This is a genomic window from Streptosporangium sp. NPDC053982 (assembly GCF_055585205.1).
Window position 1 is genome coordinate 21,520 of the sequence record NZ_JBVJKQ010000031.1, and the last position, 13,855, is coordinate 35,374.

The window sequence follows — 13,855 nt, forward strand, 5'->3', positions numbered from 1 at the left end:
CGTGAGGAGGTGACTTACAGGGAGTTCCGGCTGGCCTACGTGCCCGGGGTGACGCCCGCCAAATGGGCGGGCGTCTGGGCCGAGCGCGTGCCCGACGTTCCACTCACCCTGGTCCCCGTAGCCGCCGCCGAGGCGGTGAGGTCGCTGCACGACGGCGACGCCGACGCCGGGCTCGTGCGGCTGCCCGTGAACCGCGAGGGGCTCAGCGTGATCCCTCTCTACGTCGAGACCACCGTGGTCGTGGTGCCGAAGGACCACCTGGTGACCGCCGCCGACGAGGTGACCGTCGCCGACCTCGCCGACGAGGAGGTGCTCCACCCGATGGACGACACCCTCGAATGGGCCGCTCCGCCGGGGCTGCCGGCCTTCACACGTCCGGACACGACGGCGGAGGCGATCGAGCTGGTGGCGTCGGGAGCCGGGCTGCTGCTGGTCCCGCAGTCGCTGGCGCGCCTGCACCACCGCAGAGACCTGACCTACCGGCCGGTCCTGGAGACGCCGCAGTCGCAGGTCGCGCTGGCCTGGCCCACGGAGGCGACGACCGATCTGGTGGAGGACTTCATCGGCATCGTCCGCGGCCGTACGGCGAACAGCACGCGAGGCCGTACCCCCGCGCCCGCGCCCGCACCCGCTCCGGCGAAGGCGCGGAAGCAGCCGCGGAGTCCCGCTCCGGGTGGATCGGGCCGCCGGGGCGCGCAGCCCGGCCGGGGCAGGAAGGGCCACCGTCCCCGCTGAACCGCGCACCGCTTCGAAGGCCGCCGCGGGGCGCCCGGCTCGCGCACCGTCCACGCCGGTCAACTCGGATGATGCTCCCGCCGCTCTGTGACCCATGCCACATGCGCTACCTGTCAGCAATCGGGGCGCCGTCCCGCTCAAGTCACCGGAGGAGACGAACCGACAGGAGCGAGACATGAGGCATCGCATCACCGTCCTCGGCGCCGGCTACGCCGGGGTCTACGTGGCCGGGAACCTGGCCCGCCGGTTGTCCCCGGCGGACACCGAGATCACCGTGGTCAACGCCGTGCCGGACTTCGTCGAGCGGCTGCGGCTGCACCAGCTGGCGGCCGGCCGGGAAATCGAGGTTCAAAAGCTCGCGGACGTCTTCGCGGGGACGGGGATACGGCTGCGCCTGGCCCGGGTCACCGCCGTCGACCCCGAGCGCCGGGCCGTCGCCATGGCCGACGCCGACGGCGGCGGCGAGCTCGGTTACGACACGCTCGTCTACGCGCTCGGCAGCCAGGGCGACGTCGAAGGCGTGCCCGGCGTGGCCGAGCACGCCTTCGACGTCGCCGCCCGGCCCTCGGCGCTGCGTCTGCGCGAGCGTCTGGACAGCCTGAGCAGGCGGGGCGAAGGCGGGCGCGTGCTGGTCGTCGGCGACGGGTTGACCGGCATCGAGACCGCCACCGAGATCGCCGAGTCCCGGCCCGGCCTGTCGGTGACGCTCATCGCCCGCGGCGAGCTGGGCGCCCGGCTCTCCGCCGGGGCCCGCAGCCACCTTCGCCGGGCCTGCGAACGGCTGGGCATCACCGTCCTGGAGCACACCGGCGTCGAAGCAGTCGAAGCGACGCGGGCGCTGTGCGCCGACGGCACCGCCCTGTCGTCCGACGCGACCGTGTGGACGGCCGGATTCGCGGTCGGCCCGATCGCCGCCGCCGGCGGGCTGGAGGTCACCGGGAGCGGCCGGATCGTCGTCGATCGCACCATGCGCTCGGTCTCGCACCCGGACGTCTACGCCGTCGGCGACAGCGCCTACGCCATCGGCGACAACGGCAGGCCGCTGCCGATGTCCTGCGCCTCGGCCGGCTACACCGGCGGTCAGGCGATCCACGCGATCGTGGGACGCCTGACCGGCCGCGAGATCGCGAAGACCAAGCTGGTCTACTCGTACAACCACATCAGCCTCGGGCGACGGGACGGCATCCTCCAGCCGGTCGACGACGAAGGGCAGGCGAAGCCGACGTATGTGGGCGGCCGGAAGGCCGCGCAGGTCAAGGCGGGCATCCTCAGGATGTCACTGTGGGCCAACTCGCACCCGACCTTCGGCGTCCCCAACCGCAGGCGCCGTCTGGCCGCCGCGCCGGACACGTCCGCCGCGAACGTGTTCGCGTAGCCGCCCAAGGTGATCCGCGTGGACAGCGCCGCCACCGACCGTTTCGACACAGGCCGGTTCGAGGCCAGCAGGAACCGGCTGGCCTCGCTGGCGTACCGGCTGCTGGGCTCCGCCGCCGACGCCGAGGACGCCGTACAGGACGCGTTTCTGCACTGGCAGGCCGCCGACCGGCAGCGGATCAAGGTGCCGGAAGCATGGCTGACCAAGGTCGTCACCAACCTGTGCCTCGACCGGCTCCGCTCGGCACAAGCCCGCCGCGAACGCGCCGTCGGCGCCTGGCTGCCCGAACCGCTCCTCGACGGCGATCCGATGCTCGGTCCGGCCGACACGTTCGAGCAGCGCGAATCGGTCTCCCTGGCCGTGCTGACCCTCATGGAGCGTCTGGCACCCCTCGAACGGGCCGTCTACCTCCTGCGCGAAGCGTTCTCCCACAGCCACGCCGAGATCGCCGAGATCCTCGACATCACCGAGTCCACGAGCCAGCAGCACCTCCATCGGGCCCGGCGCCGCATCACCGCCGCACGCCGCCGCGGCGGCGAAGCCGACCCGGCGACCACCCGCAGGATCGTCGAGGAATTCCTCGCCGCCGCCTCATCGGGCCGTACCGAACGGCTGGCGGCGCTGCTCACCGATGACGCGACCATGATCTCCGACGGCGCCGGTCTGACCGGGACGCTGCCGCAGTACGACACTCCGCAGCGCATCGCCGCCGTCGTGCGGGCCGGCTTCAAACCCACACCCGCGAAACGGCGATTCGCCGGCGGCACGCCCGCCATCCACTACGCGCTCGTCAACGGCGCCCCTGCCATCCTCTTCGTGGTCGGCGACCAGGTCGTCGGTGCCGTGGCGTTCGACATCGCCAACGGCAGGATCGCAACCGTGCGCGGCATCGCCGCCCCCACCCGCCTCGTCCGTCTCGCCGGGTCCTGGCGGCGGCACGAACCGGAAACGCCGCTCATCGCCCGGTGGTGACCCGCCGCCGACCGCGGTCAGGCGCGGCACCGGCGCCGCGACGAACCGCTCCCCGGCTTCGAACGCCACCGGCCGCCGGACCTGGAGGTCTGATGCCACACCGCCGGTGTCCGAGCCGTTGGGGGAAGCCCGGTTCCTCGGGTGACGCTCATGCGGGTTCTTCCAGTTTGCGGGCGATGTCCTCCAGGACGGACAGGTCGGCGGCCGAGAGCCGGTCGATGACGTGGCGGCGGACCGATTCCAGGTGCATCGGGGCCGCGTCCTCAAGCGTCTCCAGACCGTTCTCGGTGAGGACGAGGTAACAGCCCCGGCCGTCGTCCGGGTCGGGCTCGCGCCGCACGAGACCGCGGGCCTCCATGCGGCTGGCGTGCCGCGACAGGCGGCTGCGGGACCAACCCATCTTGGCGGCCTGCTCGCGCAGCGTGCTGGCGTGGCCCGGACGCTCGGAGAGCGTGCTGAGCACCTCGTAGTCGGGCTCGGACAGGCCGATCTCGGCCAGGTCGTGCGCGGTGCGTGACTGGATCGCGACCATCATCCGGCGCAGGGCGCGCCAGGCGCGTTCCTCGTCCGCGTCGAGCCAGCGCACCGCCTCGGAGGACCATCTCTTTGACATGTAAACAAGTTACCGGCTACGTTCATTTACATGTCAACGAAATCTTTGCGAGTCCTCGTCCTCGTGTGCAGCACCCGTCCCGGCGCTCTCGGCCCGGCGGTGGGCCGGTGGCTGATCGACGCGATCGCGCCGCATGCCGCGGAACTGGGCGTGGATCTCCTGCCGGTGACCCTCGGCGACCTCGCCCTGCCGTTCCTCGACGAGGAGGAGGAGCCGGCCTCCGGCGTTCACCGGCACGAGCACACCACGCGGTGGAGCGCGATGGTGGACGCGGCGGACGGCTTCATCGCGGTCACCCCCGAGTACAACTACGGCATGCCGGCGACGTTCAAAAACGCCCTCGACTACCTGAACCGGGAATGGGCGTGGAAGCCGATGGGGTTCGTCAGCTACGGCAACACCTCGGCGGGCACCCGGTCGGTCCAGCACGCCAAGCAGGTGGTGACCACGCTGCGGCTGGTGCCGCTGGGCGCCACGGTCGCCCTGCGCATCGCCGACACGGTGGACGGCGGGCGGATCCGCCCGGACGCCGGCCGCGACGAGGCCGCCGCCGGAGTCCTGGACGAGCTCGTCCGCCTCGCCCACGCCCTGCGGCCGATGCGCGAGCGAATCCGCTCGGGTCCGGGGGCGGTGCCGCTGCCGGGGTCGTACGTGAGAGCGCTGACCCCGGACGACGCTCCAGAGGTCCTGGTGCTCCAGCGGTGCTGCTGGGTGGAGGAGGCGGTGGCCAACGACACCCTGGCCATCCCCGCCCTGGAGGAGTCGCTTGATGAGGTGCGCGCATGGCTGGCCGGCTGGCAGGCCGCGGGCCTGTGGCGGGACGGGCGGCTCCTGGGCATGGTGCGCGCGCGCCGCGTGGAGGACGACTGGCACGTGGGCCGCCTCGGCGTCGCCCCCGACCTGCGCGGCCAGGGCGTGGGGCGCTGGCTGCTGCGCGAGGCCGAAGCCGCGGCCGACGCCGGCTGCCGCCGCGTCGTGCTGTCCACCGGAGCCCGGAGCCTGCGCAACCTCAGCTTTTACCACGCCCAGGGTTACCGTACGGAGTCGTCCGATGACGCGGAGGCCGTCCTCACCAAGCTCGTGTCCGCGGATGCCGCCGTCGGGCTTTCCGACGGAGAACCGGCGATGGCGGAATGACGGGACCGCCGCCTCGACGGGGACGGGCGGCGAAGCAGTCGATGGACGCGATCCGTGAGATCGGGCATGCTGGTCCTCCCCATGGGGAGGACCAAATGGAGATCGGGTTCACCGGTGTTCTGCTACTGCTGATGATGTGGGCCATACCGGTGTTGCTGTTCTTCATCGCTCTTTACTGGGCGATTCGCCTGGCGATCAGGCACGAGAAACGACGGGTGCCGACTCCTCAAGAAATCCTGGCGCAGGAGCGACGGGAACGCATGGCGGCGGAGCGTGCCGCTCACCTGCGTGACAGGCGGCACCGACTCGGATGAGCAGACGGCCGAGGGCCGGGACGTGGCAGGCGGGACGATCAGGCCCTCACCTCAGCCACCACGAAGCCGGCGTTCACGGTCGGCGATCACCCCGGACCTGGGGCCTGCCGGAGGGCCGGCCTTCACCTGCGCTCGGTGATCGCGCAGGCTACGCCGCCGATCATCATGCCGAAGCCCAGCTTGATGATGAGGTCGGCGGCCTCGGGCCGGTATGTGTCAAAAATACCGAGCATCATCAGCAGGGCTATTCCAAAAAAGGCGGCACCGGTGGCCAAGAATGCCCGCCGAAAGGTCGCCGCTGACTCCGTGGGACGTCGTCGCGCGCGGTATGCGGCGTTGCCGAAAGCCGCCAGCGGAAGAAGAACGAGAAGCAGACCGAGGGGAGTCACAGCCGATGATCGTGAGCGTCGTGTCCGGATAAGGTCCAGATGTATGCGAGGAGCACAGCGGTCAGGACCCGATGGCTGGAGCAACCTCGGGGGCGGCGTTCTGGCGGGCCGCGCGGCGCCGCGCCGCAGCCTTGACGAGTGGATCGAGACGAAACTGCGGCTGGGAATCCGGCCATTGGCCCTGTGCCACCTGATCGAGGCAGGCCAGGCGTTCCGCGCACGCTCCGGATCTCGTTGACGAGGGATCTACGGCCTTCGCCCGACTGAGCGGATACGCACCGGTTCGAGGCTTCGGGTATGAAGCCGGATGGCGAGGCACTCGCGGTGGGCGATGACGGCGGTGCCGCCGGGGCCGTCGGCGCTGCGGACGTCCATGGTCACGCCGTCGCCTCCCGGGCTCAAGACGGCCGGTGTGCCGCAGAAATCGCATCCCCATCGGAAGCATTCCAGGTCTTGGCTGCGCAGGCTCAACCGTGCCCAGGCGGGCGAGGTGTAACGGCGTAGCTGCTGGACGACGGCGTCAACCTCGGTGCCGACCCGGGGGTACTCCTCGGGGAGGGCACGGGGGTTGCCCGACGGGCTATCGATCACGGCGGCGTCTATGGACGCACCGATGTCCTCATGCCCGGGGATCACCATGCTGACGCCCCACGGTTGATGGGCGATCACCCGGGCCCGGACCGTTTGCCCGGGAACGAGGCCGGCCCCCGCGGCATCGAATCGACGCATTCAGCCATTCTCTCGGGTCGAACGTCCTGGCGGACCGCTGCCTGGCAGCGGTCAGGTTCACGGGCCTGATGGAGGCCACGCGTACCGGGTTCGGCGGCTGAGATCGATGGCCAACGGCGTACTCTTCTGCCCACATCCGGAGGTGGTTCAGGCGACCCTCACGGCATGGTCGCCGAAGTCCGCCACCACGTCCGGCGTCCCGCCCAGCGCGACGACATAGGAACGCAGGGTGTCCAGACCGCCGATCCGGCCGTGCTCGATCTGGGACACGCGCCTGGGAGACGCCCGTGCGCTCGGCGAGAAGCTTCTGGGAGACGTCCAGGAGCTTGCGTATCTCGGCGAGCCGGGTGCCGCGCAACTCTGCTCTCAGCCGCTCGCGGCTGGCTCCCGTGCCGCGACGGTGACGGACGCGGCGGGAAACGCGACCGGGCGGGCTCCCCGGTCACGACGATGTGGAAGTCCGCCCAGTTCGGTGAGGTAGGGCGCCTGGGACTCGAACCCAGAACCTACGGATTAAAAGTCCGCAGCTCTAACCATTGAGCTAACGCCCCGCTGAAGACAGCGTACCGAGGATAGTGTCCACTATCGTCCGTCGCCAGGCCCGCCGGGTCTCCCGGTTCGCCGAACACCGCGTGACCATGAACGCCCGCCCCATAGGCTGGCGTTCATGACAAGCTGGGGGTTGGAGTCGCTTCCGGGGCACCGGGTGTCCGCGCGGCAGGGATATGTCGTGGTCGACGTGGAGACCACCGGGTTCTCTCCCGCGAGGGGCGACCGCATCTGCGAGATCGCGCTCGTCTCCCTGGACACCGGCGGCGAGACCGTCGACGAGTGGCACTCGCTGATCAACCCCCTGCGGGACACCGGGCCCGCGCACGTCCACGGCATCACCAGGGCGATGGTCGCCGGCGCTCCGGCGATCGAGGAGGTGCTGGACGAGGTGTGGTCGCGGATCGCCGGGCGCGTCCTGGTGGCCCACAACGCCTCGTTCGACCTGCGTTTCCTGCGGGACCTGCCCGGGAGCCAGTGGCTGACCGAGACCCTGTGCACCCAGAAGCTCGCCCCCGAGTTCATCCCGCACGGCAAGTGGACGCTGTCGGCCTGCTGCGAGCGGGCGGGCATCCCGCTCTCCGACGCCCACCACGCGCTGGTCGACGCCCGCGCCGCCGCCGAGCTGCTCCGCTTCTACCTGCGCCGCGGGGTCTCCTGGGCGGAGAAGCTGGAGTCGGCGGCGACCCGGGCGCCCGAGTGGCACCCCCTGGGCCTGCCGCAGCGCCGGGCGCTCCAGCGGTAGCGCACCGGACGGCGCGGTCCCCCGGAGAGCGGCCCCCCACGGCCGTGAAGGCGGCGAGGCGGCCGACACCATGAAGCGGTTCGGGGCCGCCCCCACGGCCGGTGGAGGCGGCCGTCCGGCGCCCACCCCGGTACGGACCCGCCCGCCGCCGGCGCGTACGGCCGGCCCGGCGAAAGGCGTCCAGGCCGGTGGGCGGCCGGTTCAGTGGAAGGCGTCCAGGCCGGTGAGCGCCCGCCCCAGGGTGAGCAGGTGCACCTCCTCGGTGCCCTCGTAGGTCAGTACGGTCTCCAGGTTGTTCATGTGCCGGATCACCGGATACTCCAGCGTGATGCCGTTGCCGCCGAGGATCGAGCGGGCCTCACGGGCGATGTCGAGGGCGGCGCGGACGTTGGCGAGCTTGCCGAAGCTGACCTGCTGCGGGGTGATGGCGCCCGCGTCCTTCAGCCGCCCCAGGTGCAGGGCGGTGAGCTGGGCCTGCCCCAGGCCGACGTACATCCAGCCGAGCTTGCGCTGGGTGAGCTGGAAGGCCCCGATGGGGCGGTCGAACTGCACCCGGCTGGTGGCGTAGTCCAGGGCCGTCTCCAGGCAGGCCCGGGCGGCGCCCACCACGCCCCACAGGATGCCGTACCGAGCCTCCGACAGGCACGACAGCGGGCCCTTCAGCCCCCGCACCTCCGGCAGCACGGCGGAGGCGGGCAGGCGGACGTCGTCGAGGTACAGCGACGAGGTCACCGAGGCGCGCAGGGACATCTTCCGGTGGATCTCCGGGGCGGAGAAGCCGGGCGTGTCGGTGGGGACCACGAAGCCGCGGATGCCGTCCTCGGTCTGGGCCCAGACCACCGCGACGTCCGCGATGGAACCGTTGGTGATCCACATCTTGGAGCCGTTGAGGATCCAGTCGCCCGAGGGGTCCTGCTTGGCGTGGGTGCGCATGCCGCCCGGGTCGGAGCCGTGGTCCGGCTCGGTCAGGCCGAAGCAGCCGATCGCCTCGCCGGCCGCCATCCGGGGCAGCCACTCCTCCTTCTGCTCCGCAGAGCCGTACCTCCAGATGGGGAACATGGCGAGCGAGCCCTGCACGGAGACGAACGACCGCAGGCCGGAGTCGCCGGCCTCCAGTTCGCGGCAGGCGATGCCGTAGGAGACGGCGTCCATGCCGGCGCAGCCGTAGCCGTCCAGGTGCATCCCCAGGAGCCCGAGGGAGCCGAGCGCCGGGCCGAGCTCGCGCGCCGGGAAGACGCCCTCCTCGAACCAGTCGCCGACGTGGGGCAGCACCCGTTCGGTCACGAACCGCCGCACCGTGTCGCGGATCAGGCGCTGTTCCTCGGAGAGCGTGTCGTCGATGCGCAGCAGGTCGTCCATGGACTGTTCCCTTCTCCCGGGGGCTCCCTGGGCCCGGTGTCAGGGTATTCCGGATGCCGCCGGATGGAAGGTCAGGGTCGCGCCAGGGCGAATCCCGATGGGATCGGGGCTCCTCGCGGGGCAGTCTGAGGACATGGAAGAAAACGACTTCTCGGGTGTCAAGCGGCTCTACAGGACCAGGGACGGCCGCGTCGTCGCGGGCGTCGCCTCCGGCATCGGACGGTACGTCGGGATCGACGCGAACGTCGTCCGCGTGGTCATCGCGGTCACCACGTTCTTCGGCGGCCTCGGGGCCGGCATCTACCTCGTCGGGTGGCTGCTCATGCCCTCGGAGACCACCGGGACGTCGGTCCTGGAGCGCCTGATCGACAAGCACAAGGACGACCCGGCCTGGCAGGACGCCAAGGTCAAGGCCCGGGAGAGCTGGGCCAAGGCCGAGCACTGGGCCAGGAACGCCGGCCAGAACCGCCCCCAGGGCGGCCCGGACCGGAGCCACCCCGGCTACGCCGACCCCACCCCCTACTACTCCGGCCCGGCCGCCCCGCAGGACGCCTACGCCACGCCGACGACTCCGCGGGACACCTACGCCGGCCCGGCCGCTCCGCAGGACGCCCCCTCCGGCCCGGCCGCCCAGCCGCGGCGGGACGACGAGCCGCGGGTGTGACTCAGGCGGCCGCCTCGGCGCGGACCCTCTCGATGATCTCCTTGCGGGATCCCGACCACAGTACGGCCAGCGCGGCGGCGACGACGAGACCCGCCGCGCCGGCCAGTCCCACCACGGCCTCCGGGCCCAGCTCGGCGGTGGCGGCACCGCCGATGAGGATGCCGATCCCCTGGACGGCGAGCAGGCCCGACTGTACGAGCCCGAAGGCCATCGCCCGGCGCTCGGCGGGCACGCACTGCACGAACGCGGCGTTCGCCGCGAGCTGGTAGGCGCCGCCGATGCCGGAGACGAACCACAGGACCAGCACCGCGGCGAGCGGGGGCCGCGCCGCGCACAGGATCAGCGGCGCGCAGGTCAGCATCGCCATCCACCCCATCGACCGCAGACGCCGGGACGGGGTGACGTACCGGCTGAAGAAGAACGCGCCGACGACCGTACCGGTCGGCATCGACCCCATGAGCAGGCCCGCGACGAAGGAGATCCGCTCCGGATCGACGGTCAGCGTGGCGGCGTACGGCGTCGCGATCCCCTCGGGCAGCACGTAGAAGCCGCACAGCCAGGCGAAGAGGACCAGCGTCCGCAGCCGGGGGTCGCCGAAGACCAGTCGCGCTCCGGCGCGGGTCGTCGTCCACATGGAGGGACGGCCGGTCTCACCGTTCTCCGGGAGGGGGCGCCGCCGCACCCCGGAGGCGAGGATGAGCGCCGAGGCGAGGTATGTCGCGGCGTCCAGGGCCAGCGCGCGGTACGGACCCATCCCCATGATCAGCGCGCCGCCGAGGGCGAACCCCAGCATCTGGGCGCCCTGGTTGGTCATGTTCTGCAGAGCGGAGCCCATGACGTAGCGGTCGCCGGTGAGAAGCTCGGGCAGCAGCGCGGCGCGGGCGGCGGAGAACGGGGCGCTGAGCAGCACCACACAGAAGACCAGCGCGCACAGCACCGGGAACGGCGTGCCGGGGACGGCCATGAGCGCCACCATGACGGCCCGGAGCAGATCACAGATGATCATCACCCGCCGCCGGGCGTAGCGGTCGGCCAGCCCCGCGAGGAGGGGGCCGCCGATTATCGGCGGAAGGTAGGTCAGCGCGTAGACCGACGCGGTGGCCAGCGCCGAGTCCGTACCCTGGAAGACCAGCACGGACAGCGCCACCCGGGAGAGCTGGTCGCCCAGGAGCGAAAGACCCTGGCCAAGCCAGAGGGCGCGGAACTCGCCGATGGCGATGACCTCGCCGTACGTTGCCCGGCGTTCGGCCGGACGGCGGTGCCGCCCGGGCAGCCGGCCGGGCGTGGTGGCCGCCATAGGACTCCGGTGGGCTCGCAGGCGTATTGACTGTGGGTGTTCAGTGTGTAACCTACGGTGCCTGCTGAAGCGCCGCGGCGCAACTGAAAGCGTCCAACCGCGTGCAAGCCGTAATCAGAAACCGGGAAAAGTCACCGTCGCCGGTGAGGTTCGGGGATGATGGCCGTGGTCACCCGCGGTCGCGGACGGTCACCAGCCGAGTTCGTGGAGCCGGTCATCGTCGATGCCGAAATGGTGGGCGATCTCGTGAACCACGGTGATCCGCACCTCTCGCACGACCTCGTCTTCCGATGAGCACATTGTGCAGATGGGGTGACGGTAGATCTCTATCCGGTCGGGTAACACCCCGGCGTACCAGTCGCCGCGTTCGGTAAGGGGGATGCCCGTGTAGAGGCCAAGCAGACCGGGCTCGGGAGGGTCGTCCACGACCACCACGACCACGTTGTCCATGACCCTGGTCAGCTCGGGAGGGATCGTGTCCAGTGCCTCGGCCACGAGCTCTTCGAACTTCTCTCTCGAGACCTCGATCACAACAGCCATTGTGCCCGCGTTTCCGGGTGTTAGGGAGCCGCATGGGTTTCATGAGCCGGACAAGAAGTCTCGCCTCCTTCGTCAGGGGGCCGTTCGCACGCGGAGCGGCGGTCGTCGTGATCGCGATCGCCGGCGCGTGGCTGGGCATCTCGCTCGGCGGCCCGGTGCGGACCAGCGTCGGGCCGGTCGACATCGGCATGTCGGCGGCGCCGTCGTGGTCGGGGGAGACCGTGGTGGACGTCCACCCGCTGGGCACCCTGGAGTTCGACACGCACGACGCCCCGATCGGCCTGCGCGTCACCCTGGACAACATCAACCCCGCCCGCGCCGGAGCGCTGCTGGAGGATCCGCGGCTGTCCAGCCAGCTCCCCACCCTCCTTGAGAAGGAGCTGCGCGAGGGGGTGAAGACGCTCGTGCTGCGCGCCCTGCTCTGCGGCCTCCTCGGCGGGCTGGTCGTCTCCCTGATCGTCTTCCGCCGCCCCGGGGCGGCCCTGGCCGGCCTGCTGAGCGTCGTCGTCGCGATGGCCGCCACCGGCGCCGGCGCCGCCCTGACCTTCCGGCCGAACTCGGTGGTGGAGCCCAAGTACACCGGCCTGATCGCCGGCGCGCCGTCCCTGGTCGGCAGCGCCGAGTCGATCGTGACGAAGTTCGAGTCCTACCGCTCCCAGCTCGCCAAGCTGGTCAACAACGTCTCCCAGCTCTACGACACGGTCTCGTCCCTGCCGATATACGACTCCGACCCCACCTCGATCCGGATCCTGCACGTCTCCGACATCCACCTCAACCCGGTCGCGTGGAACCTCATCCGCTCGGTCATCGGCCAGTTCAAGATCGACGCGATCGTGGACACCGGGGACCTGACCGACCACGGCACCGGCCCCGAGGACAAGTTCGTCGAGGAGATCCCCACCTTCGGCGTGCCGTACGTCTTCGTCCGCGGCAATCACGACTCCAAGGCCACCCAGCGGGCCGTGGCGAAGCAGAAGAACGCCGTCGTCCTCGACGACGAGGTCGAGAAGGTGGCGGGGCTGCGCATCTACGGCGTCGGCGACCCCCGGTTCACCCCCGACAAGTCGGTGGAGATCGACTCCGCCCCGGAGACCCTGACCGCCCTCGGGCACGCCTACGCCAGCCGGCTGGGTCAGGCGTTCAAGCAGCCGGCCGACCTGGTGGCGGTGCACGACCCCACGATCGCCCGGGCCTTCTCCGGCGCCGTGCCGATGGTCCTCACCGGGCACGCCCACGAGCGGTCCACCGAGTTGCTGCCGTCCGGCACCCGCGTCCTCGTCCAGGGCTCCACCGGAGGGGCCGGCCTGCGTGCCCTGGAACACGACGAGCCCACGCCGGTCGCGGCCTCCGTGCTGTACTTCGACCGCAAGTCCCACAGGCTCCGGGCCTGGGACGACATCACTCTGGGCGGACTGGGTGAGCAGTCGGTGCAGATCGAACGTCACGTCGAGACCGACCCGGGCCGTACAATTTCTCCCGGGCCTTCTTTCGGGCCGACGGCCACCCCCTCTCCGACGGGGGAGACCGCCGACCCCAAGGCTCCGTAAGGCTCCGTAAGCCGCCGGAACGCCGCTTTGGCATCGAGGGCAAAAGTCCCCTATGCTTCAGAGGTCTCCAGCGGAAGACGGCACGGAACGGGACGAGAGTCCCGAGCCCCCATCGTCTAGTGGCCTAGGACACCGCCCTTTCAAGGCGGCGACACGGGTTCGAATCCCGTTGGGGGCACGGCCGAGCGAAGGCTCACCGGGAAAACGGCAGGTCGAAGACCTCCGAAGAACTGGTAAGCTAGGCGGGCCGAGAAAAACGGAAACGGAAGTTTCCAACAAAGCAAGGTCCTGTAGAGCAGTTTGGAGTGCTCGCCACCCTGTCAAGGTGGAGGTCGCGGGTTCAAGTCCCGTCAGGACCGCTCTGGTAGGTGTCGCACCACCATCCAGGTCAGGTAGCTCAGTTGGTACGAGCGTCCGCCTGAAAAGCGGAAGGTCGGCAGTTCGACCCTGCCCCTGACCACTACACCTGAGCAGCAGAGAAGCCCCGAGCGATCATCGTTCGGGGCTTTTTTGATCTTCGGTGACAGCAACGCTGACAGCAACGTCGATCGCTGAGACTGCGCTGCCGCTGGGGGCGTTGATTGGATTGCATAGAAAACCACGCCTACGTCGGGCTACGCTAAGCCCTGCAAGTCGGAAGGTGCCAAGAGTGATTGCGGAACCGCAATCACTCTTGCTGAACTGGCCCGACCCGGTGATGAGCCGAGTCGGACCAGCTGCTACGGGACGGTTCGTCCTAGTCCTTAAAAAGGGTCAGGAGCGCTGCCAGCAAGGGGGCAAGCCTTGCCGCAGCTTCTAAGGCGTGTCTGATAAATGATCTCGGTGGTGCGGTTAGATGATGCCTCGTGGTGCGACGAGGTGAACTGACCGACAAAGCCTGGCAGCGGATC

General features: G+C 70.4%; 15 protein-coding genes and 4 tRNA genes. 11 read left to right on the forward strand and 8 right to left on the reverse strand.

Annotated elements, in window-relative coordinates:
- Positions 1-9: 9 nt before the first annotated feature.
- The 3 genes from ACZ6W9_RS36315 (at position 10) to ACZ6W9_RS36325 (ending at position 3,082) form a co-directional block, all read left to right on the forward strand.
- Entirely contained in the window at positions 10-735 is a 726-nt protein-coding gene (locus tag ACZ6W9_RS36315; RefSeq protein ID WP_470121814.1) for a LysR family substrate-binding domain-containing protein, read from the forward strand.
- A 175-nt stretch (positions 736-910) separates the two neighbouring features.
- Complete coding sequence (locus ACZ6W9_RS36320) at positions 911-2,110, forward strand: NAD(P)/FAD-dependent oxidoreductase (RefSeq protein ID WP_389970678.1); 1,200 nt, start codon at positions 911-913, stop codon at positions 2,108-2,110.
- Positions 2,111-2,128: 18 nt separating this feature from the next.
- Complete coding sequence (locus tag ACZ6W9_RS36325; RefSeq protein ID WP_470121815.1) at positions 2,129-3,082, forward strand: sigma-70 family RNA polymerase sigma factor; 954 nt, start codon at positions 2,129-2,131, stop codon at positions 3,080-3,082.
- Positions 3,083-3,230: 148 nt separating this feature from the next.
- On the opposite strand, the gene ACZ6W9_RS36330 is transcribed toward ACZ6W9_RS36325, so the two are convergent.
- A complete protein-coding gene (locus ACZ6W9_RS36330) occupies positions 3,231-3,695 on the reverse strand; it encodes a MarR family winged helix-turn-helix transcriptional regulator (RefSeq protein WP_389970684.1) in 465 nt (154 codons plus the stop codon).
- Between the two features lie 30 nt (positions 3,696-3,725).
- On the opposite strand from ACZ6W9_RS36330, the gene ACZ6W9_RS36335 reads away from it, so the two are divergent.
- Both ACZ6W9_RS36335 and ACZ6W9_RS36340 read left to right on the forward strand, forming a co-directional pair.
- Positions 3,726-4,832 carry a GNAT family N-acetyltransferase gene (locus tag ACZ6W9_RS36335; RefSeq protein WP_389970687.1) on the forward strand — a complete coding sequence of 369 codons (1,107 nt, stop codon included), beginning with the start codon at positions 3,726-3,728 and terminating at the stop codon, positions 4,830-4,832.
- Between the two features lie 95 nt (positions 4,833-4,927).
- A complete protein-coding gene (locus ACZ6W9_RS36340; protein WP_470121816.1) occupies positions 4,928-5,146 on the forward strand; it encodes a hypothetical protein in 219 nt (72 codons plus the stop codon).
- A 122-nt stretch (positions 5,147-5,268) separates the two neighbouring features.
- Here ACZ6W9_RS36340 and ACZ6W9_RS36345 read toward each other — a convergent pair whose 3' ends face one another.
- The 4 genes from ACZ6W9_RS36345 to ACZ6W9_RS36360 all read right to left on the reverse strand — a co-directional run bounded on the left by ACZ6W9_RS36345 (position 5,269) and on the right by ACZ6W9_RS36360 (position 6,815).
- On the reverse strand, positions 5,269-5,535 hold the full coding sequence (locus ACZ6W9_RS36345; protein WP_389970693.1) for a hypothetical protein: 267 nt from the start codon (positions 5,533-5,535) through the stop codon (positions 5,269-5,271).
- A gap of 246 nt (positions 5,536-5,781) precedes the next feature.
- A complete protein-coding gene (locus ACZ6W9_RS36350) occupies positions 5,782-6,264 on the reverse strand; it encodes a hypothetical protein (protein WP_470121817.1) in 483 nt (160 codons plus the stop codon).
- Positions 6,265-6,411: 147 nt separating this feature from the next.
- Positions 6,412-6,534 carry a hypothetical protein gene (locus ACZ6W9_RS36355; protein ID WP_389970699.1) on the reverse strand — a complete coding sequence of 41 codons (123 nt, stop codon included), beginning with the start codon at positions 6,532-6,534 and terminating at the stop codon, positions 6,412-6,414.
- A 208-nt stretch (positions 6,535-6,742) separates the two neighbouring features.
- Positions 6,743-6,815, reverse strand: a tRNA-Lys gene (locus ACZ6W9_RS36360).
- Between the two features lie 116 nt (positions 6,816-6,931).
- Here ACZ6W9_RS36360 and ACZ6W9_RS36365 point away from each other — a divergent pair.
- A complete protein-coding gene (locus ACZ6W9_RS36365; RefSeq protein WP_389970711.1) occupies positions 6,932-7,558 on the forward strand; it encodes a 3'-5' exonuclease in 627 nt (208 codons plus the stop codon).
- Between the two features lie 201 nt (positions 7,559-7,759).
- Here the strand turns inward: ACZ6W9_RS36365 and ACZ6W9_RS36370 are convergent, their stop codons facing one another.
- Positions 7,760-8,917 carry an acyl-CoA dehydrogenase family protein gene (locus ACZ6W9_RS36370; protein ID WP_362935788.1) on the reverse strand — a complete coding sequence of 386 codons (1,158 nt, stop codon included), beginning with the start codon at positions 8,915-8,917 and terminating at the stop codon, positions 7,760-7,762.
- Positions 8,918-9,050: 133 nt separating this feature from the next.
- Between ACZ6W9_RS36370 and ACZ6W9_RS36375 the strand changes: the two genes are divergently transcribed.
- The gene (locus ACZ6W9_RS36375) at positions 9,051-9,581 is read left to right on the forward strand and encodes a PspC domain-containing protein (protein WP_389970715.1); all 531 of its coding nucleotides are present in this window, start codon (positions 9,051-9,053) and stop codon (positions 9,579-9,581) included.
- 1 nt (position 9,582) lies between these two features.
- Here ACZ6W9_RS36375 and ACZ6W9_RS36380 read toward each other — a convergent pair whose 3' ends face one another.
- Together ACZ6W9_RS36380 and ACZ6W9_RS36385 are read right to left on the reverse strand one after the other, a co-directional pair.
- Positions 9,583-10,878 (reverse strand): MFS transporter, encoded by a 1,296-nt coding sequence (locus tag ACZ6W9_RS36380; RefSeq protein WP_389970718.1) that lies wholly within the window; start codon positions 10,876-10,878, stop codon positions 9,583-9,585.
- A gap of 189 nt (positions 10,879-11,067) precedes the next feature.
- Positions 11,068-11,418: a metallopeptidase family protein gene (locus ACZ6W9_RS36385; RefSeq protein WP_389970721.1), complete on the reverse strand. Its 351-nt coding sequence runs from the start codon at positions 11,416-11,418 to the stop codon at positions 11,068-11,070.
- A 41-nt stretch (positions 11,419-11,459) separates the two neighbouring features.
- Between ACZ6W9_RS36385 and ACZ6W9_RS36390 the strand changes: the two genes are divergently transcribed.
- The 4 genes from ACZ6W9_RS36390 (at position 11,460) to ACZ6W9_RS36405 (ending at position 13,425) form a co-directional block, all read left to right on the forward strand.
- On the forward strand, positions 11,460-12,965 hold the full coding sequence (locus ACZ6W9_RS36390; protein ID WP_470121818.1) for a metallophosphoesterase family protein: 1,506 nt from the start codon (positions 11,460-11,462) through the stop codon (positions 12,963-12,965).
- A gap of 105 nt (positions 12,966-13,070) precedes the next feature.
- A tRNA-Glu gene (locus ACZ6W9_RS36395) sits at positions 13,071-13,143 on the forward strand.
- Positions 13,144-13,249: 106 nt separating this feature from the next.
- Positions 13,250-13,324: transfer RNA gene (locus tag ACZ6W9_RS36400), tRNA-Asp, on the forward strand.
- Between the two features lie 27 nt (positions 13,325-13,351).
- Positions 13,352-13,425, forward strand: a tRNA-Phe gene (locus tag ACZ6W9_RS36405).
- Positions 13,426-13,855 lie beyond the last annotated feature (430 nt).

Coding starts and splice junctions, on each gene's coding strand:
- ACZ6W9_RS36320 (WP_389970678.1), top strand. CDS start 911: ATGAGGCATCGCATCACCGTCCTCGGCGCCGGCTACGCCGGGGTCTAC.
- ACZ6W9_RS36330 (WP_389970684.1), bottom strand. CDS start 3,695: ATGTCAAAGAGATGGTCCTCCGAGGCGGTGCGCTGGCTCGACGCGGAC.
- ACZ6W9_RS36335 (WP_389970687.1), top strand. CDS start 3,726: ATGTCAACGAAATCTTTGCGAGTCCTCGTCCTCGTGTGCAGCACCCGT.
- ACZ6W9_RS36340 (WP_470121816.1), top strand. CDS start 4,928: ATGGAGATCGGGTTCACCGGTGTTCTGCTACTGCTGATGATGTGGGCC.
- ACZ6W9_RS36350 (WP_470121817.1), bottom strand. CDS start 6,264: ATGCGTCGATTCGATGCCGCGGGGGCCGGCCTCGTTCCCGGGCAAACG.
- ACZ6W9_RS36365 (WP_389970711.1), top strand. CDS start 6,932: ATGACAAGCTGGGGGTTGGAGTCGCTTCCGGGGCACCGGGTGTCCGCG.
- ACZ6W9_RS36370 (WP_362935788.1), bottom strand. CDS start 8,917: ATGGACGACCTGCTGCGCATCGACGACACGCTCTCCGAGGAACAGCGC.
- ACZ6W9_RS36375 (WP_389970715.1), top strand. CDS start 9,051: ATGGAAGAAAACGACTTCTCGGGTGTCAAGCGGCTCTACAGGACCAGG.
- ACZ6W9_RS36380 (WP_389970718.1), bottom strand. CDS start 10,878: ATGGCGGCCACCACGCCCGGCCGGCTGCCCGGGCGGCACCGCCGTCCG.
- ACZ6W9_RS36385 (WP_389970721.1), bottom strand. CDS start 11,418: ATGGCTGTTGTGATCGAGGTCTCGAGAGAGAAGTTCGAAGAGCTCGTG.
- ACZ6W9_RS36390 (WP_470121818.1), top strand. CDS start 11,460: ATGAGCCGGACAAGAAGTCTCGCCTCCTTCGTCAGGGGGCCGTTCGCA.